Source organism: Pseudomonas sp. TE3786 (assembly GCF_054057335.1).
Map to the genome: position 1 here is coordinate 249,597 of NZ_JBSRZF010000005.1, position 21,306 is coordinate 270,902.

The 21,306-nt window shown below is 61.8% G+C and carries 18 protein-coding genes; 8 read left to right on the forward strand and 10 right to left on the reverse strand.

Annotated elements, in window-relative coordinates:
* Positions 1–3: 3 nt before the first annotated feature.
* From ACVW0Y_RS08670 to metG, 3 genes are all read right to left on the reverse strand, one after another.
* Positions 4–564, reverse strand: coding sequence for an Rnf-Nqr domain containing protein (locus tag ACVW0Y_RS08670; RefSeq protein WP_457437591.1), 561 nt, complete (start codon positions 562–564; stop codon positions 4–6).
* Positions 565–656: 92 nt separating this feature from the next.
* A complete protein-coding gene (locus tag ACVW0Y_RS08675; protein WP_457437553.1) occupies positions 657–1,442 on the reverse strand; it encodes a DUF4349 domain-containing protein in 786 nt (261 codons plus the stop codon).
* A 61-nt stretch (positions 1,443–1,503) separates the two neighbouring features.
* Complete coding sequence (gene metG, locus ACVW0Y_RS08680) at positions 1,504–3,546, reverse strand: methionine--tRNA ligase (protein WP_457437554.1); 2,043 nt, start codon at positions 3,544–3,546, stop codon at positions 1,504–1,506.
* A 205-nt stretch (positions 3,547–3,751) separates the two neighbouring features.
* Here metG and apbC point away from each other — a divergent pair, with 205 nt between their 5' ends.
* Both apbC and dcd read left to right on the forward strand, forming a co-directional pair.
* The gene (gene apbC / locus ACVW0Y_RS08685; protein ID WP_457437556.1) at positions 3,752–4,846 is read left to right on the forward strand and encodes an iron-sulfur cluster carrier protein ApbC; all 1,095 of its coding nucleotides are present in this window, start codon (positions 3,752–3,754) and stop codon (positions 4,844–4,846) included.
* Between the two features lie 99 nt (positions 4,847–4,945).
* A complete protein-coding gene (gene dcd, locus ACVW0Y_RS08690; RefSeq protein ID WP_108097498.1) occupies positions 4,946–5,512 on the forward strand; it encodes a dCTP deaminase in 567 nt (188 codons plus the stop codon).
* 170 nt (positions 5,513–5,682) lie between these two features.
* On the opposite strand, the gene ACVW0Y_RS08695 is transcribed toward dcd, so the two are convergent.
* The 5 genes from ACVW0Y_RS08695 to ACVW0Y_RS08715 form a co-directional block, all read right to left on the reverse strand.
* Complete coding sequence (locus tag ACVW0Y_RS08695; protein ID WP_457437558.1) at positions 5,683–6,447, reverse strand: ABC transporter ATP-binding protein; 765 nt, start codon at positions 6,445–6,447, stop codon at positions 5,683–5,685.
* 13 nt (positions 6,448–6,460) lie between these two features.
* Positions 6,461–7,579: a succinylglutamate desuccinylase/aspartoacylase family protein gene (locus ACVW0Y_RS08700; protein ID WP_457437559.1), complete on the reverse strand. Its 1,119-nt coding sequence runs from the start codon at positions 7,577–7,579 to the stop codon at positions 6,461–6,463.
* Positions 7,580–7,588: 9 nt separating this feature from the next.
* Positions 7,589–8,299, reverse strand: coding sequence for an ABC transporter permease (locus ACVW0Y_RS08705; protein WP_457437561.1), 711 nt, complete (start codon positions 8,297–8,299; stop codon positions 7,589–7,591).
* Positions 8,296–9,024: an ABC transporter permease gene (locus ACVW0Y_RS08710; protein WP_457437563.1), complete on the reverse strand. Its 729-nt coding sequence runs from the start codon at positions 9,022–9,024 to the stop codon at positions 8,296–8,298. The genes ACVW0Y_RS08705 and ACVW0Y_RS08710 overlap by 4 nt, the downstream gene beginning before the upstream one ends.
* A gap of 91 nt (positions 9,025–9,115) precedes the next feature.
* Positions 9,116–9,901 (reverse strand): transporter substrate-binding domain-containing protein, encoded by a 786-nt coding sequence (locus tag ACVW0Y_RS08715; protein ID WP_457437564.1) that lies wholly within the window; start codon positions 9,899–9,901, stop codon positions 9,116–9,118.
* Positions 9,902–10,350: 449 nt separating this feature from the next.
* Between ACVW0Y_RS08715 and ACVW0Y_RS08720 the strand changes: the two genes are divergently transcribed.
* On the forward strand, positions 10,351–12,279 hold the full coding sequence (locus tag ACVW0Y_RS08720; protein ID WP_457437566.1) for a PAS domain S-box protein: 1,929 nt from the start codon (positions 10,351–10,353) through the stop codon (positions 12,277–12,279).
* Between the two features lie 82 nt (positions 12,280–12,361).
* On the opposite strand, the gene ACVW0Y_RS08725 is transcribed toward ACVW0Y_RS08720, so the two are convergent.
* On the reverse strand, positions 12,362–14,488 hold the full coding sequence (locus ACVW0Y_RS08725) for a catalase (protein ID WP_457437592.1): 2,127 nt from the start codon (positions 14,486–14,488) through the stop codon (positions 12,362–12,364).
* 540 nt (positions 14,489–15,028) lie between these two features.
* On the opposite strand from ACVW0Y_RS08725, the gene ACVW0Y_RS08730 reads away from it, so the two are divergent.
* Together ACVW0Y_RS08730 and ACVW0Y_RS08735 are read left to right on the forward strand one after the other, a co-directional pair.
* Positions 15,029–15,304 carry a DUF1652 domain-containing protein gene (locus ACVW0Y_RS08730; protein WP_457437568.1) on the forward strand — a complete coding sequence of 92 codons (276 nt, stop codon included), beginning with the start codon at positions 15,029–15,031 and terminating at the stop codon, positions 15,302–15,304.
* A 77-nt stretch (positions 15,305–15,381) separates the two neighbouring features.
* Positions 15,382–16,224, forward strand: a complete 843-nt coding sequence (locus tag ACVW0Y_RS08735) for an EamA family transporter (protein ID WP_457437570.1) — start codon at positions 15,382–15,384, stop codon at positions 16,222–16,224.
* A 571-nt stretch (positions 16,225–16,795) separates the two neighbouring features.
* Here the strand turns inward: ACVW0Y_RS08735 and ACVW0Y_RS08740 are convergent.
* Positions 16,796–16,963 (reverse strand): DUF2897 family protein, encoded by a 168-nt coding sequence (locus ACVW0Y_RS08740; RefSeq protein ID WP_457437571.1) that lies wholly within the window; start codon positions 16,961–16,963, stop codon positions 16,796–16,798.
* A gap of 174 nt (positions 16,964–17,137) precedes the next feature.
* Here ACVW0Y_RS08740 and ACVW0Y_RS08745 point away from each other — a divergent pair, with 174 nt between their 5' ends.
* The 3 genes from ACVW0Y_RS08745 to ACVW0Y_RS08755 all read left to right on the forward strand — a co-directional run bounded on the left by ACVW0Y_RS08745 (position 17,138) and on the right by ACVW0Y_RS08755 (position 21,260).
* Positions 17,138–18,475, forward strand: a complete 1,338-nt coding sequence (locus tag ACVW0Y_RS08745) for an ATP-binding protein (protein ID WP_457437573.1) — start codon at positions 17,138–17,140, stop codon at positions 18,473–18,475.
* Position 18,476: 1 nt separating this feature from the next.
* Positions 18,477–19,379, forward strand: coding sequence for a response regulator (locus tag ACVW0Y_RS08750; protein WP_457437574.1), 903 nt, complete (start codon positions 18,477–18,479; stop codon positions 19,377–19,379).
* A gap of 189 nt (positions 19,380–19,568) precedes the next feature.
* A complete protein-coding gene (locus ACVW0Y_RS08755) occupies positions 19,569–21,260 on the forward strand; it encodes a ShlB/FhaC/HecB family hemolysin secretion/activation protein (RefSeq protein ID WP_457437576.1) in 1,692 nt (563 codons plus the stop codon).
* Positions 21,261–21,306 lie beyond the last annotated feature (46 nt).

Genomic DNA, 21,306 nt, shown 5'->3' on the forward strand with positions numbered 1-21,306 from the left:
TGCTCATTGCCCTGCCAACCCTTGCAGACCAAGCAGCGCCAAACCCAGCAGGCCGGCACTGATCAGCACAATGGGTGCGCCGCGAAAGGCCGCCGGAACGGCCTGGTGGTCGATGCGGGCGAGCAGATCCGCCAGCAGCCGCAGCGCCAGCCAGAAGCCCAGTCCGCCGCCCACCCCCAACGCCAGTGCCTGCACAAAGGGCTGCGTCTCGGCCAGCAGCATGCTGCCCAAGGCCGCGCCATTGCCGACCAACAGCGGCCAGCCCAGGCCTTCGACGCTCAGTGCACGGACCCGGCGCAGCAGGCGCAGGCACAGCCAGGCCAGCGCCGCCACCAACGGCAGGTAAACGAACAGACGCAGGTAATCGAGTTGCAGCGGTAACAGCAGGCCATGAAACAGCAGCCAGCCCAGCGGCGTGGCCACGGCGATCAGTAGCGCGCTGGCCGGACCCAGCAAGGCCAGCCGCGCCGGTTGCGCCTGCACGGCGTCGGCACCAGCGGGCAGCAGTACCAGCAGGTTATTGACCAGCGCGGCGCCAATCAGGGCGAGGAAAAAAGCGGTCATCACGCGGGGCTGTCGCTGCATGGCCAGAGAGGGGTGCCATTATCCGGGATGGCACCGGCTCGGTACAGCCAGGTGTACAGGCCTAGCGGAAATCAGTTGGCCTTGCGCCGCGTGACCTTGCGCCATACCCAGCGCACCAGCAGCGCCAGCGGCAACAGCACGATCAGGAACGGAATGCCGTAACCCAGCACTTCCAGGGCCTTGGTGGTGCCGTCGGTGGCGTTGTCGAGCAGGTCGCCGACGGCATCCCAGATGCGACTGAAGCGGCCTTGGCGTTGCACGGAGGTGCTGAAGTTCAGCGTCAGCAAGTTGGTGTTGATCCGGCGCTGCTGTTGGGCCGCTTCCTGCGAGGTGGCGTCGAGTTGCACTTGCACCTCGGCCATTTCGCGGGCGAGGGCGAGCATGTCGCTGACGCTGAGGTCTTTGCGGTCCTGGAATTGTTCGAGGGTTTTGTATTGGCGCTGCAGGCGCTCGCGCACCTGATTGTTGTCGCTGACGGCTTGGGCGAGGTCTTCGGCGTGGGTCTGACGGTTAACCAGTTGGCCGCCGTTGCCGGCCAGGGCCACCAAAGGCTCGACACCTTCCGGGACGATGCGCACGCGCAGGCTCGCCGCGCGATAGTGGTTGTCGCCTTGCTCGATACCGAGGAGCTCGCAGGCCCCGAAACGGCCGCTGATGCACGCTTCGCGGGTGTCGGTAACGCGCTGGCTAACTACGGCTTCGTCGAGTCGGAAATCGAGGGTGTGTTCATAAGCGAGAAAGCTGCTGGTTTTGGACTTTTCGCCCTGTACATCGGAGGTGTCATAACCCGCCGTTTGGCGCTGATCACAGCCCGCTAGAACCAGCAACAAAACAGGCATCATCCAAGTGAATTTCATCATTGCTTCCTTGCAGAAATAAAAACGGAGCTGAGATTACTCAGCCCCGCTCGGTACCGCCTTACTTAACCCGCTGCCCCGGCTTCGCGCCGCTGTCCGGGCTCAGCAGGTAAATCTCTTCACCGCCAGGGCCGGCGGCCAGCACCATGCCTTCGGAGACGCCGAACTTCATCTTGCGTGCCGCCAGGTTGGCCACATAGAGGGTCAGGCGACCTTCCAGTTTGCTTGGGTCCGGGTAGGCGCTCTTGATGCCGGAGAACACATTGCGCTTGGCATCGCCGATATCCAGGGTCAGGCGCAGCAACTTGTCGGCACCTTCAACGAACTCGCATTTCTCGATCAGCGCAATGCGCAGGTCGACAGCCGCGAAGGCGTCAAAGCCGATTTCGGCCGCTAGCGGATCTTTTGTCAGCTCGCCATTGCCGGCAGGCGCGGCAGCGGCTTCGCTGCTGGCCAGGTCTTCTTTCGAGGCTTCGGTCATAGCTTCCACGGCTTTCGGATCGATACGGGTAATCAGCGGCTGGAAGGCGTTGAGCTGATGGTTGGCCAGCAGGGTTTTGTGATCGTCCCAGCTCAGCGGTGCCACGTTGAGGAAGGCCTCGGCATCGCTGGCCAGGGTCGGCAATACCGGCTTGAGCAGAATCACCAGTTGGCGGAACAGGTTGATGCCCAGGGCGCAGACGGCCTGCACTTCATCCTGCTTGCCTTCCTGTTTGGCCAGGGCCCAGGGAGCCTTGTCGGCGATCCAGGCGTTGGCGCGGTCGGCCAGGGCCATGATTTCGCGCATGGCACGGGCGAAGTCGCGGGCCTCGTAGGCATCGGCAATGCTCGGCGTGGCGGCGAGGAAGGCCTCGGTCAGCTCTGGCGCGGCGTTGCTGTCGACCATAACGCCGGCGTTACCTTTGTGAATAAAGCCCGCGCAACGGCTGGCGATATTCACCACTTTGCCCACCAGGTCGGAGTTGACCTTCTGCACAAAGTCTTCGAGGTTCAGGTCCAGGTCATCCACGCCACGGCTGAGCTTGGCGGCGTAGTAGTAGCGCAGGTATTCCGGTGACAGGTGATCGAGGTAGGTGCGCGCCTTGATAAAGGTGCCGCGCGACTTCGACATTTTCTGCCCGTTGACGGTCAGGTAGCCGTGCACCGCGATCTGGGTCGGCTTGCGGTAGCCCGCGCCTTCGAGCATCGCCGGCCAGAACAGGGCGTGGAAGTTGACGATGTCCTTGCCGATGAAGTGGTACAGCTCGGCGGTCGAATCCTTGTTCCAGAACGCGTCGAAGTCCAGCTCCGGCGTGCGGTTGCACAGGTTCTTGAAGCTGGCCATGTAGCCGATAGGGGCGTCCAGCCAGACGTAGAAGTACTTGCCCGGCTCATCGGGAATTTCAAAGCCGAAGTACGGCGCATCGCGGGAGATATCCCACTCCTGCAGGCCGGAATCCAGCCACTCGGCGATCTTGTTGGCTACCGCGTCTTGCAAGGTGCCGCTGCGGGTCCAGGTTTGCAGCATGGCCTGGAAGTCGGGCAGCTTGAAGAAGAAGTGCTTGGAGTCTTTGAGCACCGGCACGGCACCGGAAATGGCCGAGCGCGGGTTTTTCAGCTCGGTGGGCGCGTAGGTGGCACCGCATTTTTCGCAGTTATCGCCGTACTGATCGTCGGTGCCGCATTTCGGGCAGGTGCCTTTGATAAAGCGGTCGGCCAGGAACATGCCTTTTTCCGGATCGAAATACTGGGTCACCGAACGCGTGGCGATATGGCCTTTGTCGCGCAGGGCCAGGTAGATCGAGGTGGACAGCTCGCGGTTTTCTTCCGAATGGGTGGAGTGGAAGTTATCGAAGTCCACCAGGAAACTGGCGAAGTCGGCGCTGTGCTCGGCTTTGACGTTGTCGATCAACTGTTGGGCGGTGATGCCTTCTTTCTCTGCGCGCAACATGATGGCCGAGCCGTGGGCGTCGTCTGCGCAGACATAAATGCATTGATTGCCGCGGTGCTTCTGAAAGCGCACCCAGATATCGGTCTGGATGTACTCGAGCATATGGCCAAGGTGAATCGAACCGTTGGCATAGGGCAGGGCGCTGGTGACGAGGATTTTGCGGGGCTCGGACATGGTAATCGGCTGCACTGGCATTACGAGGGAAGTCGGCAACTATAAAGGCCTGGCGGTTTTTTTTCACCCGCATCGCGGCTGAAGCCGCTCCTACCGACCGCACATTCCCGTAGGAGCGGCTTGAGCCGCGATGCTTTTAGCCCACATGCAATTTGCGCTGGAGTAAGATGCCCGCCTGTTTTGCTCAGCCTTTCGGAGTTGCCCCATGAGCGCCGTTACCCGCCAGGTGGTCGAAGCGACCCTGCGCCAGTTCACCGATCCCAACCTCAATCAAGACCCGGTAAGCGCCGGTTGCCTGCGCGATGTCAGCATCGATGGCGGCAAGGTGCGTGTGCGCCTGGAGCTGGGCTACGCCGCCGATCTGTTCAAGAACGGTTGGGCGCAGATGCTGCAAATGGCCCTGGAAAATGTCGATGGCATCGACAGCGCCAGCGTGCAGATCGACATCAACATCGCCGCGCACAAGGCTCAGGCCCAGGTGCCGGGCCTGGCCAACGTCAAGAACGTGATCGCCGTGGCCTCCGGCAAAGGCGGGGTGGGCAAGTCCACCACCGCTGCCAACCTGGCCCTGGCCCTGGCCCGTGAGGGTGCCAAGGTCGGCATTCTCGACGCCGATATCTATGGCCCCAGCCAAGGCATCATGTTCGGCATTGCCGAGGGCACCCGCCCGCAGGTGAAAGAGCAGAAGTGGTTTGTGCCGATCAAGGCCCACGGCGTGGAAGTGATGTCCATGGCCTTTCTTACCGATGACAACACGCCGATGGTCTGGCGCGGGCCGATGGTTTCCGGTGCTTTGCTGCAGCTGGTGACGCAAACCGCCTGGGGCGATCTGGATTACCTGGTGGTGGACATGCCGCCAGGCACCGGTGATATCCAGCTGACCCTGGCGCAGAAAGTGCCGGTGGCTGGTGCGGTAATCGTCACCACCCCGCAGGATCTGGCCCTGCTGGACGCGCGTAAAGGCGTGGAAATGTTCCGCAAAGTGAATATTCCGGTGCTCGGCGTGGTGGAAAACATGGCCGTGCATATCTGCTCCAACTGCGGCCATGCCGAGCACCTGTTCGGTGAAGGTGGCGGCGAGAAGCTGGCGGCGCAGTACGACGTCGACCTGCTGGCTTCGCTGCCGCTGTCGATGGCCATCCGCATGCAGTCCGATGGCGGCAAGCCAACGGCTATTGCCGATCCGGAAAGCCAGATCGCCATGCTCTATCAGGAAGTCGCCCGAGCTGTGGGCGCGCGTATTGCCCAGAGCGGGCAGAATGCGCCCGGCATGCCGAATATCGTGATTTCCGACGATTAAGCCGCCACCGACGCCCCGCACGGGGCGTTGTTTGAACCCGGCACGGCCTCCCGGTAAGATGCCCACACTTTTTCACCTCGCTATTCAGGACACCTCGCCATGAGCATCAAATCGGATAAGTGGATTCGCCGCATGGCCCAAGAGCACGGCATGATCGAGCCCTTTGTGGAGCGTCAGGTGCGGGCCGAAGGCGCCAACGCGCTGATCTCCTACGGGGTGTCCAGCTACGGCTACGACGTACGCTGTGCCGACGAATTCAAGGTGTTCACCAACATCAACTCGGCCACCGTCGACCCGAAGAACTTCGATGAGAAGAGCTTTGTCGATGTCAAAAGCGACGTTTGCATCATCCCGCCGAACTCCTTCGCCCTGGCGCGCACTGTGGAGTTCTTCCGCATTCCCCGTGACGTGCTGACCATCTGCCTGGGCAAAAGCACCTACGCGCGCTGCGGCATTATCGTCAACGTCACCCCGCTGGAACCGGAATGGGAAGGCCATGTGACCCTGGAATTCTCCAACACCACCACCTTGCCGGCGAAGATCTACGCCAACGAAGGCGTGGCGCAGATGCTGTTCCTGCAGTCGGACGAAGCCTGTGAAGTGTCGTACAAAGACCGTGGCGGCAAATACCAGGGCCAGTTGGGCGTGACCTTGCCCAAGGCGTGAGTCGTTTCAGCCAATAAAAAACCGGGCCTTGTGCCCGGTTTTTTATTGGGTTTGCCGCATGCCTCCAACCGCACACCGTCATCCTAGCGCAGGCTGGGATCCAGAATCGTCTGGGGGAATACGTTCGCCGAAACATTCTGGGTCCCAGCCTGCGTTGGGACGACTGGGGATTATTTCAGGTTTCCGCTGAGGAACTGGCGCAACCGCTCGCTCTGCGGGTTATCCAGCACATCCTTGGGCGTGCCTTGTTCCTCGATCTTGCCCTGGTGCAAAAACACCACCTGGCTGGCCACCTGGCGGGCGAAGCCCATTTCGTGGGTGACCAGGATCATGGTGCGGCCTTCTTCGGCCAGGGCCTGGATCACTTTCAGCACTTCGCCTACCAGCTCGGGGTCGAGGGCCGAGGTGGGTTCGTCGAACAGCATGATCTCCGGCTCCATCGCCAACGCCCGGGCAATCGCCACGCGTTGCTGCTGACCGCCGGAGAGAAACGCCGGGTACTGGTTGGCCACGCGCTCGGGCAAACCGACCTTTTCCAGGTAACGGCGTGCACGGCTTTCGGCTTCTTCCTTACTTACGCCCAGCACCCGGCGTGGGGCCATGGTGATGTTTTCCAGCACCGTCATATGGCTCCACAGATTGAAGTGCTGGAACACCATGGCCAGGCGGCACCGGATGCGCTGCAGTTCGTCTTCATCGGCCACGCGCATGCCGCCGCGGTCGGTGACCATGCGGATCTGCTGGCCATCCAGGCTCATGGCACCGTCGTTAGGCTGCTCAAGAAAGTTGATGCAGCGCAGAAAGGTGCTCTTGCCCGAACCGCTGGCACCGATCAGGCAGATCACGTCGCCGCTTTCGGCCTTTAGCGATACGCCTTTGAGCACTTCGTTGTCGCCGTAACTCTTGTGCAGGCCATCGATGGTCAGTTTGTACATGGGCGAGGAGTCCTCAAGGCGAAAGTAGGTAGCCGCTGCGGTAGGCATTGCTGCCCGCAACGTGGGCGATGGCCATGCCTGCGGTGGCCATGCGGCGCATCGAACGGGCGTACAGCAGGCCCGCGGTGCTGCAATAAATTGGCGTGACGCTGTCGCTGATCGGGTCGATGACCTCGGCGATCAGATCGCCAGCGGCCATGATCTGTCCCGGGGTGGCGCTGAACACCAGCAGGCCACCGACCGCGGTGGTCACCGGTTCAACCCCGGCCAGCGGCGTCGCCGGCTGGCGCAGTTCGGGCAGGGCAGGGGGCTCGCCGGCAATCACGCCGAAGTGGCTCAGGTAGTTGAGGATCGCCTGGCAATCGGCGGCGGCCTGCTCGTGGCTGACATCCAGCACGCCACGGTGCTCGACGGTGACCGCAATGGCACCTTGGGCGATCGGGAACTGCTGGCCGAAGCGCTGCTGCAATTGCAGCCAGAACAAGCTGAAAGACTCATCGAACGATTGCCCGCCCGAGTCGCTGGCCAGCAGGTTGGCGTCGGTGCCGATATAACGCGACAGCGGTTCGACCCGTGCCCAGGCTTCCGGCGTGGTGTACAGGTGCGCCACGGCTTCGAAGTCGCAGTGCAGGTCGAGCACCACATCGGCCTGGCAGGCCAGGCGTTGCAGGGTCAGTCGTTGCGATTGCAGCTGGGTGGCAGCGGTGCGGCTGTTCAGCACTTGTTTAAGGCTGGCGCGAATCAACCGCAGGTTGTGCTCGGCATCGTCATTGAGCAGTGCCGCGACTTCGTCTCCGACCTGCTGGCTGACATTGATAAAGGCGCGGTTGAAGTTCTCGCGGGTTTCCAGCTCGTAGCGGCCCAGCGGCATATCCATCACCACCTGGGCCTGGCCAATTGGGTTGGCGACCGGCACCAGAGTGATTTCACCAAGCAACTGGCCAGCGGCTTCCAGCTCGGCCAGGCGCTGTTTCAGGTGCCATGCGACGAGCATTCCGGGCAGTTCGTCGGCGTGCAGCGAGGCCTGGATATAGGCCTTCTTGCCGCTTTGCTCGGGGCCGAAATGAAAGCTGTGGATCTGCCGCGCAGTGCCGGGCACCGGGGCCAACAGGTCGTGCTGTAAATGACGCATGGGCAATCCTTAGTGCGCGGGGCCGAGGAAGGCCAGCCAGCGTTTTTCCGCCAGGCGGAACAGGCCCACCAGGGTAAAGGTGATGGCCAGGTAGATGACGGCGGCGATACCGAACGACTGAAAGGTCAGAAAGGTCGCCGAGTTGGCGTCCCGTGCGACTTTCAGAATATCCGGCACGGTGGCAGTGAAAGCCACGGTGGTGGAGTGCAGCATCAGGATCACTTCGTTGCTGTAGTAGGGCAGCGAACGACGCAGGGCCGAAGGCATGATCACGTAGGCGTACAGCTTCCAGCCATTCAGGCCGTAGGCCTTGGCCGCTTCCACTTCACCGTGGTTCATGCTGCGGATGGCACCGGCAAAAATCTCGGTGGTGTAGGCACAGGTGTTCAGCGAAAACGCCAGGATGGTGCAGTTCATCGCATCGCGGAAAAACGAGTCGAGCATCGGCACTTCGCGCACCGCAGCGATGCTGTAGATACCCGTGTAGCAAATCAGCAGCTGGATATACAGCGGCGTGCCACGGAACAGGTAGGTGTAGAACTGCACCGGCCAGCGCACCCAGCGCGACGGTGAAACCCGGGCGATGGACAGCGGAATGGACACCAGAAAACCGAAGAAGATCGAAGCGCTGAGCAGCCACATGGTCATGGCCAGACCGGTGACGTTGACGCCGTCGCTGTACAGAAACGGCCGCCAGTATTCCTGCAGTAATTCAATCATCGCACTGCCTCCCGCGCGCCGGCCGCATAGCGCCGTTCGAGGCGTCGCAGGACAAAGTTCGAAGCGCTGGTGATGGCCAGGTAGATCAGCGCAGCCAGCACCAGAAAATAGAACAGTTGATAGGTGCTTTTGCCGGCGTCCTGCGCGGCTTTCACCACGTCCGCCAGGCCGATGATCGACACCAGCGCCGTGGCCTTGAGCATCACCATCCAGTTATTGCCGATGCCCGGCAGGGCGAAACGCATCATTTGCGGGAACACCACATAACGGAAACGCTGACCGCGTTTCAGGCCATAGGCCGTGGCCGCTTCCACCTGACCGCGCGGGACGGCGAGAATCGCGCCGCGAAAGGTCTCGGTGAAATACGCGCCATAAATAAAGCCGAGGGTGATCACACCCGCCGCGAAGGGGTCGATCTCGATGTAATCCCATTCCATGGCGTCGGTGAACGACGACAGCCAGGTTTGCAGGCTGTAGAAGATCAGCAGCATCAACACCAGATCGGGCACGCCGCGGATCAGGGTGGTGTACAGCTGCGCCGGAATGCGCAGGGCGCGCACGCTGGACAGTTTCGCGCTGGCGCCAAGCAGGCCGAGAATCACGGCCACGAGCAGCGACAGTACCGATAATTTGATGGTCATCCAGGTGCCGAGCAGTAGCAGAGGGCCAAAGCCCTTCAAGCTGAAGGCGGACAGCCCGAGAAATTGCAGCAGGTTTTCAAACATGAATCCGAACCTTCGTTTCCAATAAAACGCCCACCTCGAGAGGTGGGCGATAGAGCGGGGCGGAGGTTAGCGCCGCCACGCTCGGCAGAGCTTACTTGTTACCGAGGTACAGATTCAGCTCACCAAAGTGCTTCTTCTGGATTTCGGCATATTTGCCGTCATCGTGCAGGGCTTTGATGCCTTTGTTCAGCAGGGCTTTCAGCTCGTCGTTGCCTTTGGACAGGCCGATGGCGGTTTTCGACGGCAGCAGTTCGCTGTCGATGGCCGCGCTCACTTCGTAGTCAGCGCCTTGTGGCGATTTCAGGAAGCCCAGCTCGGCTTGCAGCATGTCCTGGATGGAGGCATCCAGACGGCCGCTGGTGAGGTCGGCGTAAACCTGGTCCTGGTTCTGGTAGGCCTGGGTTTTTACCCCGGCTTTGTCCAGCACGGACTTGGCGTAGGCTTCCTGAATGGTGCCTTGCTCATAGCCAACGGTTTTGCCTTTCAGCGAGGCCACGTCAGCAGTCAGGCCAGCGCCTTTCTTGAACACCAGGGAGGTCGGGCCGGAGAACAGCTCGTCAGAGAAGTCGATGACTTTTTCGCGGGCTGGGGTAACGGTCATGGAGGAGATCACGCCGTCGAATTTACGAGCCTTGAGGCCAGGGATCATGCCGTCGAAATCGCTTTCGACCCATTTGCACTTGACCTTCAGCTCGGCGCAGATGGCGTTGCCCAGGTCGATGTCGAAGCCGACCAGGCTGCCGTCAGCGGCTTTGGATTCGAAGGGAGCGTAGGAAGGATCAACACCGAAGCGGATTTCTTTGAATTCTTTGGCTTGCAGCGCGCCGGCGCCAACGCAAAGGGCCAGGGCGGTAAGAGTCAGCCATGCTTTCTTCATTGATTGGTGTCCTTAGTGTGTAGATCACGGGAGATAACGCGTAAGTACGACGGGATCAGGTCCCGAACGAGTGTATGCCAGCAATTTTCGAACCATTGTAAATATGACGACATATTGGATCAGAATCCCGCCGTATCTGGCTATTCCACAGGCCGGTAAAACCTTGCCAGGTAACGGAAAATTGTAAATGCACCAGTGTGGTGCCTGGGGGCGGGGCATTAGGTAACAGGCTGGTGCGTCGCGGTAGCGTAAGCCGCCTGGAGCGAGGGCAGCGGCGCGCAATCTTACGTGGAAATACACAGAACGAATGCAGGGCCGGGGGCTCTACAACACATCAACCCCATGGATCTGCCAGGGGCACAGGGCGTGCGGCCAATAGACCCGTCGTCGACAGGGCCGCTATGATTCGCAAACCGCCAATTCATCTATTTCAGCTCCCCGGAGCCTGCATGCCTCAGGTTAAGCGCAAGCCAGACCCCTTGATGAGCGAGGACCGCTATCGGTTGCTGCTCGACGCGGTCACGGACTACGCCATTTATATGCTCGACACCCAGGGCTTGGTCAGCAGCTGGAACGCTGGAGCCAAGCGTTTCAAAGGCTACGAAGAGGCAGAAATCCTCGGTCAGCATTTTTCCCGCTTCTATACCGAAGAAGACCGTACCAACGGCATGCCGCAACTGGCCCTGCTCACTGCCGAAGTGGAAGGCCGCTTCGAAGGCGAAGGCTGGCGTCAGCGTAAGAACGGCGAACGCTTTTGGTGCCATGTGGTGATCGATCCGATTCGTGGCCAGGACGGCAGCCTGATTGGCTACGCCAAGGTCACCCGCGACCTGACCGAGCGTAGAGCGGCCGAAGAGTCGCTGAAACAGAGCGACCGGCAATTTCGCATTCTGGTCGAGGGCGTCACCGACTACGCCCTTTATATGCTCGACCCCACGGGGGTGATCACCAACTGGAACACCGGTGCCCAGCGGATCAAGGGCTATACCCCGCAGGAAATCATCGGCCAGCACTACTCGGTATTTTTCGGCCCTGAAGATGTTGCCAACGGTGAGCCGCAACGCGGCCTCAACCGCGCCTTGGCCGAAGGCCGCTTTGAAAGCCAGGGCTGGCGTATTCGCAAGGACGGCAGCCGCTTCTGGGCCAGCGTGGTGGTCGACCCGATTCGCAACGACCAGGGTGCCCTGATCGGCTTTGCCAAGATCACCCGCGATATCACCGACACCCTGGAGGCCCAGCGCGCCCTGGAAAAGGCCCGCGAATCGCTGTTCCAGGCGCAGAAGATGGAATCCTTGGGGCGCCTTACCGGTGGCATCGCCCATGACTTCAACAACCTGTTGATGGTGGTGCTCGGCAGCCTGGAAGTGGTGCGTCGCCGGGTGCCCGACGACCCGAAAATTCTCAAGTTGCTCGACAACGCCATCCAGGGCGCGCAACGCGGAGCCACGCTTACCCAGCGCATGCTGGCCTTTGCCCGCAGCCAGAAACTGGTGGTCGAAGCCCTGGATGCGCCGGCGCTGGTGCGCGGTATGTCCGACTTGCTGCAGCGCGCCCTCGGCCCGCAAAGCCGCATCGAAGTACGTTTTCCCCTGCGCCTCAGCCCGTTGCTGGCCGACAGCAATCAATTGGAAATGGCCTTGCTCAACCTGGCGGTCAATGCCCGCGATGCCATGGCCAGCGGTGGCCAGATCGTGATTGCGGCCCGCGAGGAAAGTCTGGCGGCGGATGAGGGCGAGCTCAAGGCCGGTCGCTATATCTGCCTGTCGGTTACCGACAGCGGCGCGGGTATGGATGCCGAAACCCTCAATCGCGCCCGCGAGCCTTTCTTCACCACCAAAGGCGTAGGCAAGGGCACCGGTCTGGGCTTGTCGATGGTGCATGGTTTTGCCCAGCAATCCGGCGGCCGACTGATGCTCAGCAGCGAAGTGGGGCAGGGCACCAGCGCAGAAATGTGGTTACCGGTGGCCAGCGCCGTGGAGGTCGCTGAACCCCTGGAGGAAACGCCGGTGTTTTCCCTCTCTGCCGTGGTGCAGCCGCTGACCATACTGGTGGTCGACGATGACCCGCTGGTGTTGTTGAGCACCGTCGCCATGCTGGAAGACCTCGGCTACACCGCCGTACAGGCCACTTCCGGTGTCGAGGCGCTGGAGGTGCTGACCAGCAACCCATGCATTGATGTGGTGGTTACCGACCTGGCCATGCCACTGATGACCGGTGCCGAACTGGCCCAACATATCCGCCAGCGCTGGCCGACGTTGCCGGTGCTGCTGGCCAGCGGGTATGCCGACAAGCTGGATGATACGGACCTGGCGTTGCCCCATATAGGCAAGCCGTTTAATCAGAATGAATTGGTGCAGGCGCTGATCGAGCTGACCTGAGGCGACCGCTTCGCGGCTGTAGCCGCTCCTATGGCCGCACAACAAAACGCCCGGCATTTGCCGGGCGTTTTGTTGTGCGGGTTTACACCACCGGCGGATGGCTTTCCCGTTCCGGGAAGCGGTGGCTGGCGATGCCTTTAATAAAGTTGCCGAGCAGCCCTTTATCGGCCTTGCCCCCCACAAACACCCCCGGCGGATTGTTCGCCAGCGGAATATCCGCCGCATCGAGCAAATCGCTACCAGCGCCTACCGCCAGAATCGCTTTGCCATGACGGAAGGCGTCGCGCAGAAACTCCAGGGCGCGGCCGTCCACCTTCAGCGCATCGATAGCCGTCTGACCATCAGGCACCACCACGGCATCGAAGGTGGGCGATGGCTGGTTGTTCAGCGAGGCATCCGCTATCACCTCCGGTCCGCCAGCGGTTTTGAACGGCCCAACCCGATGACCGACCAGCCGCACCACCGCGCCCTGTGCAATCAGCGCATCGGCGCTGGCTTTCACCGCCGCGCCGTCGATACCGGTGCCGACGATAATTGCCACCATGCGCGTGGTAATGCTGCCGTCGCCCGGCCGTGCCAGCAGCGACAGGGCAGGGGACAGGTCCACTTCCGCCGCCACCGGTTCGGCCAGGGCTTTGGGCAACGGATCGGGCAACGGCGCGCCCAAGCCATTGGCCACTTCCTGCGCCAGCTCTTCGGAAATATTGCGCAGCATTGCCAGCACCCGAGTGCGCACGGCCGGCACTTGTACCTTGCTTAGCTCGAAGCGCAGCGCATCGATGATGTGTTGCTGCTCGAACGGTGCCTGGCTATTGAAGAACAGCGTGGCCTGGTTGTAGTGCTCGGCGAATTTCTCCGGCTTGCCACGCACCTCGTCGCCCACTTCCAGAGGTTCCGGGAATGGCACAAAACCGATTTCGCCGGTCTGGAACGGGCAGCCACCGGCCAGCGAGTTGGGCTCATAGGCCACCCGCCCACGGTTGATGGTTTGCCGATGCATACCGTCGCGCTGGTTGTTGTGTACCGGGGCGATGGGGGCGTTGATCGGGATTTCATGGAAGTTGGCCCCACCCAGACGGCTGATCTGGGTGTCCACATAGGAGTGGATACGCCCGGCCAGCAGCGGGTCGTTACTGAAGTCGATGCCGGGAATCACATGGGCGGCGCAGAACGCCACCTGCTCGGTTTCGGCAAAGAAATTGTCCGGGTTGCGGTTCAACACCATGCGCCCGATCGGGCGCACCGGCACCAGCTCTTCGGGAATCAGCTTGGTGGGGTCGAGAATATCGAAGCTGAATTTGGCTGCCTGTTCTTCGCTGACCACCTGCACGCCCAGTTCCCACTCCGGGTAGGCACCGGCTTCGATGGCGTCCCACAGGTCACGGCGGTGGTAGTCCGGATCGGCACCGGAGACTTTTACCGCTTCGTCCCACACCTGGGAGTGGGTGCCCAGTTTCGGGTTCCAGTGAAACTTCACAAAGCTCGACTCACCGCGCGCATTCACAAAGCGGAAGCTGTGCACGCCGAAGCCTTGCATCATCCGGTAGCTACGCGGAATGCCGCGGTCCGACATGGCCCACATGATCATATGGGCGGACTCTGGCGACAGCGAAATAAAGTCCCAGAAGGTGTCATGGGCCGACGCCGCCTGCGGCATGCCGTTGTGCGGCTCGGGTTTGACCGCGTGGATCAGGTCGGGGAATTTCATCGCGTCCTGGATAAAGAACACCGGGATGTTATTGCCCACCAGATCCCAGTTGCCTTCGTCGCTGTAGAACTTCACCGCAAAACCACGGGCATCGCGGGCAGTGTCTTTCGAACCACGCTCGCCGGCCACCGTGGAGAAGCGCACGAATACCGGCGTCTGTTTGCCGGCTTTGGCGAAGGGCGCGGCGCGGGTCAGCTCGCTGAGGTCTTCATAGGCTTCGAAAAAGCCATGGGCCGCCGAGCCGCGGGCGTGAACGATTCGCTCGGGAATGCGTTCGTGGTCGAAGTGGGTGATTTTCTCCCGGAGGATAAAGTCTTTCAGCAGCGCCGGGCCACGCAGGCCGGCTTTCAGTGAGTTCTGGTTATCGGCAACCGGTACGCCCTGGTTGGTGGTCAGGCGCTGGCCGGCGCTATCGGCCTGCACGCGCGGCAGCTCACCGCTATTGGCATTGAAACCGGGTTGGGCCGCGCCGGTTTTGTCGCTGACGTTGTCCTCGCTCAGGGTGCTGGCGCCGGCGATTGGCGGCGCATCCACGGTTTCGCCCGGGCTCGGTACGCTGGATGCCGGGCCGTACTCCTTGGCCTTGTTGGCATTGAACGGGCAACCACTTACCGCCTGGTGCGCGGCTTCGGCCTGGGACACCTGATCAGGCGTGGCACTGGCAGGCAGGCCGGCGGTGGCGGGTGGGGCAGGTGGTGGGTTGGCGGCAGGCTTATTGGAAGGGGCAGGTTTTTTCGGGGTAGCCATCAGTATCTATCTCCTGGTCAGGTCGACTGCTTTCTCACGTGGGCAAGAGGCAGGTGAACAGGCCAACGAACGCATTGTTCAAAGCTTTCTGGCTCGTCAGCCCTGAGCCTCCACGGTGGGCCCTATGGGTTATCGAAGCCTTCAGGCGGCGGAGGTTCAGGGAATCGGTCAGGCGGTAGCGTGAGCACGGGGTATCGACGGATGGCATGCCGCCGAGCCAGCTGCCGGGGGCACGAGCGCGCGCTGTGGCCTAGGCTGAATCGATAGTTTCCGAGCCCGTAAGGAGGTCTTGAAGTGAGCAAATGTTCCTTCCCCGCCGCCTGTTTGCAGCTACAGGAACACTTCGCCCCCCTGGGGTTGGAGGCGCGTATGGACAGCTCGAACTCGATGCTGGTGCGCATCTTCCAGCCCGACAGCGGGGCCACTCTGCTGTCCATCGCCGGTATCCGCTGCAGCGCCAACCTGCACCGCGATGACGTGGCACGGATCATCGAGCAGATCGAATCGGACGTGCGTCTGTTGCAGCCACAATTGCTCAACCCGGTGCGCGCCCTGCACCGCCACGGTTGACCTTTCGCCCAGCGTTGTTGAGCTTCATCGTTCCCTTGTACAGTCGGCGTTTGCCGGGTTCTGCATAAGGAGTGGTGGTGTCGGTCTATCTGGTGGTGTTACTGGCAGCCCTGCTGCATGCCAGTTGGAATGCAATCGTCAAAGGCGGCACCGATAAATTGTTGAGCACCGTACTGCTCACCAGCGCTGCGGCTGTGCTGGCAGCCATGCTGTTGCCCTGGCTGCCCCAACCGGCAGCCGCCAGTTGGCCGTTCCTGGCCGCCTCGGTGCTGCTGCATGTGCTGTATTTCTCCCTGGTGGCCCGCGCCTACCAGCTCGCCGACATGAGCCAGACCTACCCGATCATGCGCGGCACCGCGCCGCTGTTGGTGGCACTGTTCAGCCTGTGTTGGCTGGATGACCCACTGTCCCTCGGTGCGCTGCTGGGCATCGTGCTGATCTGCCTGGGCATCCTGGCCATGGCTTTTATCCGCCGCAGCGGCAAACCCTCCGCCAACCAGCGCCGGGGTTTGCTGCTGTCGCTGCTGAATGCCGTGGTGATTGCCGCCTATACCCTGGTGGATGGCCTGGGTGTGCGCCACGCCGATACGCCTGCGGCCTATACCCTGTGGCTGTTTCTACTGACCGGCGTGGCCATGCTGAGCTGGGCCCTCGCGGCGCGCCGCGCGGTGTTTATCGCCTACAGCCGGCGGTACTGGCGCGCAGGCGTGCTTAGCGCGATTGGCACCGTCACCTCCTACTGCCTGGTGCTATGGGCCATGACCCTGGCACCCGTCGCGGTGGTCGCCGCGCTGCGCGAAACCGCGATTCTGTTTGGGGTGTTGATTGCCGGGGTGTTTCTCAAAGAACAGTTAAACCCCGCGCGGGTGTTTGGCGCTTGCGTGATAGTGGTGGGGGCGGTGGTGTTGCGGTTGGCTTGAGTCTTACAGGGGCCGTCATCGGGCGGGTAGATCAACAGCCAGATCACAAGCAAAAGCCTGTTCTTTGTTCACAGAACCAATGTCGTGTGCCTGCAGAATTCTGGATCCCAGCCTGCGCTGGGATGACGGAGGTTTTCGTCGCGAACACCGTCATCCCGAATCGTCGAACCGCAGCGCAGACGGAGATTCAGCCGCGAACATAAAAGCAAATGCACCGTGGCTTTTGATCTGGCTTTTGATCTGGCTTTTGATCTGGCTGTAGATCTTGATTTACCCGCCCCATTAGCGCAGGACGAGTGGAGTCGTTGTGCAGGGGGTTGAGCGGCAGGAGCCGCGAAAGGCGTGTTGGGCCATGGATGGCCCATCTCGCCGCCCCCCGGAACAACGACGGAACGAGGGGAGTCGCAGCGCAGCGGAGACCCCAGGTTGGGGCAAGACCTTTTGGTTTCTTTTGTGTCGACTGACAAAAGAAACTCGCGCGTAAGGCGCGAAACCAAAACGCCCAGCACATGCGGTAACGAAGGCCACCCGGACTCGCCCGTGCAACACTCACCCAAAGAGGTGCCGGATCTCAACGATCCTGCGCCTCCTTGGCATCCATCTGCGCATTCCGCTCATGCACCTTGCGCAACTGCTCCTCCGTCAGCGGCAGCTTCTTCGCCGTATCCCGCAACATCATCAACCCACCCACAATCGAACCAATCGCCAACACCAGAATCAGCCAGGCATACCAAGGCATACGTTTCTCCTTACAACGAAAAAAACAGGGTAATCCATCCACTCACCAGTTTGGATCAACCCATCGGCCAGTGCGTTCAGCAAATGTGTCCGCAGCCCATTGTGATGGCTGTCACATGTCGGCAACTTGGCGCTGGTTGAATGGCGAACGCGTTTCCTCAAGGATGCTTTCGCAATGACCACCGCCAGTGCCCTTAGTCGTTTGCTCAAGCCGGTCGAGCCGCTGTTGCCGAACATGACCATCAGCGACGTCGCCGACCGCTTGCTGACCCCCGAACACAAAGCCTTTCTATCCCTGCCGGTGGTGGATAGCGAGCGCCGTCCCAGTGGCCTGGTGAGCCGCACCGTGTTGCAGGACATCTTTATGCAGCGCTTCGGCCGCGACCTGCGCGGTCGTCATCCGGTGCACGAGGTGATGAACCCGACGCCCTTGGTGGTCCGCCTGGACGCCAACCTGGACGACGCCGCCAAACAGATCACCGGCCAACTGCAATACCCGATCACCGAAGACTTCATCCTGGTGGACGAGGAGGGTCGCTACCAGGGCATCGGCACCGTGCTCGACCTGCTCAAGGCCATGGAGGCGCGCATTGCTCAGCGCAACACGGTGCTGCGCAAGGCGCTGGTCGATCTCAAGGAATCGCAGACACAGCTGGTGCAGTCGGAAAAAATGGCCTCCCTCGGGCAGATGGTGGCCGGCGTCGCCCACGAGCTGAACACCCCGCTGGGCTATGTGAAAAACAACGTCGAACTGCTGCGCGACCTGAGTGCGCCGCTGTTTACCCTGGCCCAGGCACAAGCGGCATTGGCCGACTGCCTGGCCGACCCTGATTGCCCTGAGACGCAGCTGACGCAAGCTTTCGAAGCGGCTGCCCAGGCCCGCGAAGAGGCGGCGCCGGAGCTGTTGATGGATGACCTCAACCAGTTGTTCAACGACACCCTGTATGGCCTGGGGCAGATCGCCGAGCTGGTGGTCGGTCTGAAAAACTTCGCCCGTCTGGACCGCGCCATGAGCGAGGAAGTCGACCTTAACGAATGCATCCGCAGCGCCTTGGTGATCGCCCGCAACGCCACCAAAGACAAAGCCGAGGTGGTCATGCAACTGGCCGAGCTGCCGCGTATTGCCTGCGCGCCCTCGCAGATCAACCAGGTATTGCTCAATCTGCTGACCAACGCCGCCCAGGCCATCGACGGCTACGGCCAGATCCAGGTGAAAAGCTGGGCCGACGAGGCGGCGGTATTCATCTCGGTGCAAGACAACGGCAAGGGCATGCCAGCGGCGGTGCTAGAGCGCATTTTCGACCCGTTCTTTACCACCAAACCGGTGGGTCAGGGCACCGGGCTGGGGCTGTCCATCAGTTTCAAGATCATTCAGGACCACGGCGGGGTGATTCGCGTGGCATCCGAACCCGGACGCGGCACGCGCTTTTTGTTGCGCCTGCCGCGCCAGGCCGTTACCAGTTCGCCGGCTGCGCTATTGCCGGCCCCCGACACCCTGCAACGGAGCGCTTGAGATGACCACGCGAATTCTCTTTATCGACGACGAAGAGCGCATCCTGCGCAGCCTGGCCCTGCAGTTTCGCCGCCAGTACGAGGTGCTCACCGAAAGCGACCCACTGCGGGCCCTCGAACGGCTGAAAAGCGAACCGGTGCAGATCATTGTCTGCGACCAACGCATGCCGCAGATGACCGGCGCGCAGCTACTGGAGAAGGCCCGGGAAATCGCCCCGAACACCCTGCGTATTCTGCTCACCGGCTACTCGGACATGGATGCCGCCATGGACGCCCTTAACAACGGCGGCATCTTCCGCTACCTGAGCAAACCCTGGGACCAGCAGGAAATGGCCTTTACCCTGCGTCAGGCCGCCGAGGTCGCGGCACGCCAGACACCGCTGCTGGAAGTGCCGGTGGCCAGCAGCACGGCGCTGACCGTGCTGCTGCTGGATGAAGACGCCGACACCCTGGCCTGCGTCGGCGATTTCTGCAGCGCCGCCGGCCATCGTCTGCTGCGCGCCCGTAACCTGGTCGAGGCAGTGGCGGTACTCAACAGCGAGCCGGTGCACCTGCTGGTCAGCGATCTGAAACTGGCCGGCGACGACACCGCGCCATTGCTGAAAAGCCTGGCCCAGGCCCATCCCGGTTTGCTCAGCCTGGTGATTACACCGTTCTGCGACACCCAGGCGCTGCTCAAGCTGATCAACGAAGCACAGATCTTCCGCTACCTGCCCAAACCGATTCGCCGCGGCCTGTTCGAAAAAGGCCTGAAAGCCGCCGCCGAGCAAGCGCAACAATGGCGCGCCGCACCGGCCCAGCAGATCAACCGGGTTGCCGAACAGCCCCGCGATGACCAGGAACGCGACAAGGTTGGCAGCCTGTTTGGCATGCTTGGGCGGCTGCGTGAGCGTCTATCGGCCTGAGCCGCAAACACCACTCTAATCTCGTACAAGCGTCCCAATCCCTCCGCGTCTGTAAGACATTTTCCCGCCCCCTTGTGAGTGATGTCGCAATAATGGCCAGCCGGGAAAAAACTCGTCGCCAGCCTCTCGTTTATCCGTTTTAATCCGCGCCGTTCATTTCGACCCACCCCTCTTCAAGGGATTGAAGACATGCCTGCGCTACGTCGTAGGGCGCTGTCCATTGGCGCCTTGTTAGCTGTTACCACCCTCGCTCACGCCGAACTTCCCGCCGACCGCGACCTGATCCGCGACCGCCAGGAACGGGTGCTGCAAGAGCAGCAAAAACGCCTGGAAGAGCTCCAGCAGTTGCCCGGCAAAGCCGCTGAAACCACCCAGCAGGCCGGCAAACCGGATGCGCAGTGCTTTGCCATTTCGCGCATCAAGCTACAGGGCGTCACCCTGATTTCGCCCAGTCGCCAGGCCGAATTGCTGCGCCCCTACGAGGGCCAATGCCTGGGCAGCAGCCAGCTTAACGAGCTGCTGAAAAGCATCACCCAGTTCTACATCGACCACGGTTACGTCACCTCCCGCGCCTACCTGCCGCAGCAGGATCTGGCCGATGGCGAACTGCAGGTGCTGGTGGTGGAAGGGCAGCTGGAGGGCCTCAACGACGGTGCCATCGCCAGCCCACGGGAACTGGCCATGACCTTTCCCGGCCGCACCGGCGAGGTGCTCAATCTGCGCCAGCTGGAGCAGATGGTCGATCAGCTCAACCGCCTGCAATCGCGCCCCGCGCAGCTGGAACTGGTGCCCGGTCAGGCGGTTGGCGGCAGTCGCGTGCAGTTGCAAGGCGAGCCGGGCAAACCCTGGCAAGCCAACCTCAACCGGCATAACGATGGCCAGACCTCCACCGGTGAGCAGCAGTGGGGTGCTGGCCTGGTCTGGGACAGCCCGCTGGGCCTGGCCGACCAACTGAGCCTGCGCGGCGGTGGCGACACCGTCAGCGACCACTGGAAACACTCGGCCAACCAGAGCCTCGGCTACAGCCTGCCCTACGGCTGGTGGACCCTGAACTACAGCTACAGCCAGAGCTACTACCGTACCCAGAGCCAGGGTGCCGGGTTCACCTTCGGCTCCGATGGCGACAGCAAAACCCACAGCCTGCGCGCCGAGCGGGTGCTGTACCGCGACGACGTCAGCAAGACCGCCGCCAACCTCGGCATCAGCCACCTGCAAACCCGCAACTACCTGAACAACAACATCATCGATGTCTCCAGCCAGCGCCTCAGCGAAAGCCAGCTGGGCTTCAACCATGGCCGGCGCATCGGCACTGCCTTCGTCAACCTCGACCTCGGCTGGCAGCAAGGCACCGGTGCCTTCGACGCCCAGGGCGACGGTGATCCGCACCACAGCCAGCCGGTGGCCCGCTACAACAAGTACAGCCTCACCGCCAGCTACCTGCAGCCTTTCACCCTGTGGAATGAAAACTTCAGCGTCGACAGCCTGGTCAACGGCCAGCGCAGCGAAGACGTGCTGTTCAGCCCGCAGCGCATCAGCCTCGGTGGCCTGAGCTCAGTGCGCGGTTTCAAGGAGCAGTCGTTGTCCGGCGACAGCGGCGCTTACTGGCGTAACCAAGTGCGCTGGCGCCGGCCGGTGGCCTGGCAAGCCCTCAGCCCGTTTCTGCAGGAATACGGCGTGGCCCTGGCCTACGACCTCGGGGTGATTCACGGCAACGGCCACAACGGTGACCAGCATGGGCGCTTGTCTGGCAATGCCATCGAGTTCAGCACCCGCGGCCGCAACGTCGCCGCCAGTGTGACCGTCGCCCGCTCACTGGAACGCCCGGACGCCATCGAGCGCCAGGAGCACCCGCTGTACTTCCGATTCGATCTGTTTTTCTAAGCGCCTTTTCAACGATTTAGTGTCGCTGCTCGGCTGGAGTTTTTTG

Coding starts and splice junctions, on each gene's coding strand:
- ACVW0Y_RS08670 (WP_457437591.1), bottom strand. CDS start 564: ATGACCGCTTTTTTCCTCGCCCTGATTGGCGCCGCGCTGGTCAATAAC.
- ACVW0Y_RS08675 (WP_457437553.1), bottom strand. CDS start 1,442: ATGAAATTCACTTGGATGATGCCTGTTTTGTTGCTGGTTCTAGCGGGC.
- metG (WP_457437554.1), bottom strand. CDS start 3,546: ATGTCCGAGCCCCGCAAAATCCTCGTCACCAGCGCCCTGCCCTATGCC.
- apbC (WP_457437556.1), top strand. CDS start 3,752: ATGAGCGCCGTTACCCGCCAGGTGGTCGAAGCGACCCTGCGCCAGTTC.
- dcd (WP_108097498.1), top strand. CDS start 4,946: ATGAGCATCAAATCGGATAAGTGGATTCGCCGCATGGCCCAAGAGCAC.
- ACVW0Y_RS08695 (WP_457437558.1), bottom strand. CDS start 6,447: ATGTACAAACTGACCATCGATGGCCTGCACAAGAGTTACGGCGACAAC.
- ACVW0Y_RS08700 (WP_457437559.1), bottom strand. CDS start 7,579: ATGCGTCATTTACAGCACGACCTGTTGGCCCCGGTGCCCGGCACTGCG.
- ACVW0Y_RS08705 (WP_457437561.1), bottom strand. CDS start 8,299: ATGATTGAATTACTGCAGGAATACTGGCGGCCGTTTCTGTACAGCGAC.
- ACVW0Y_RS08710 (WP_457437563.1), bottom strand. CDS start 9,024: ATGTTTGAAAACCTGCTGCAATTTCTCGGGCTGTCCGCCTTCAGCTTG.
- ACVW0Y_RS08715 (WP_457437564.1), bottom strand. CDS start 9,901: ATGAAGAAAGCATGGCTGACTCTTACCGCCCTGGCCCTTTGCGTTGGC.
- ACVW0Y_RS08720 (WP_457437566.1), top strand. CDS start 10,351: ATGCCTCAGGTTAAGCGCAAGCCAGACCCCTTGATGAGCGAGGACCGC.
- ACVW0Y_RS08740 (WP_457437571.1), bottom strand. CDS start 16,963: ATGCCTTGGTATGCCTGGCTGATTCTGGTGTTGGCGATTGGTTCGATT.
- ACVW0Y_RS08745 (WP_457437573.1), top strand. CDS start 17,138: ATGACCACCGCCAGTGCCCTTAGTCGTTTGCTCAAGCCGGTCGAGCCG.
- ACVW0Y_RS08750 (WP_457437574.1), top strand. CDS start 18,477: ATGACCACGCGAATTCTCTTTATCGACGACGAAGAGCGCATCCTGCGC.
- ACVW0Y_RS08755 (WP_457437576.1), top strand. CDS start 19,569: ATGCCTGCGCTACGTCGTAGGGCGCTGTCCATTGGCGCCTTGTTAGCT.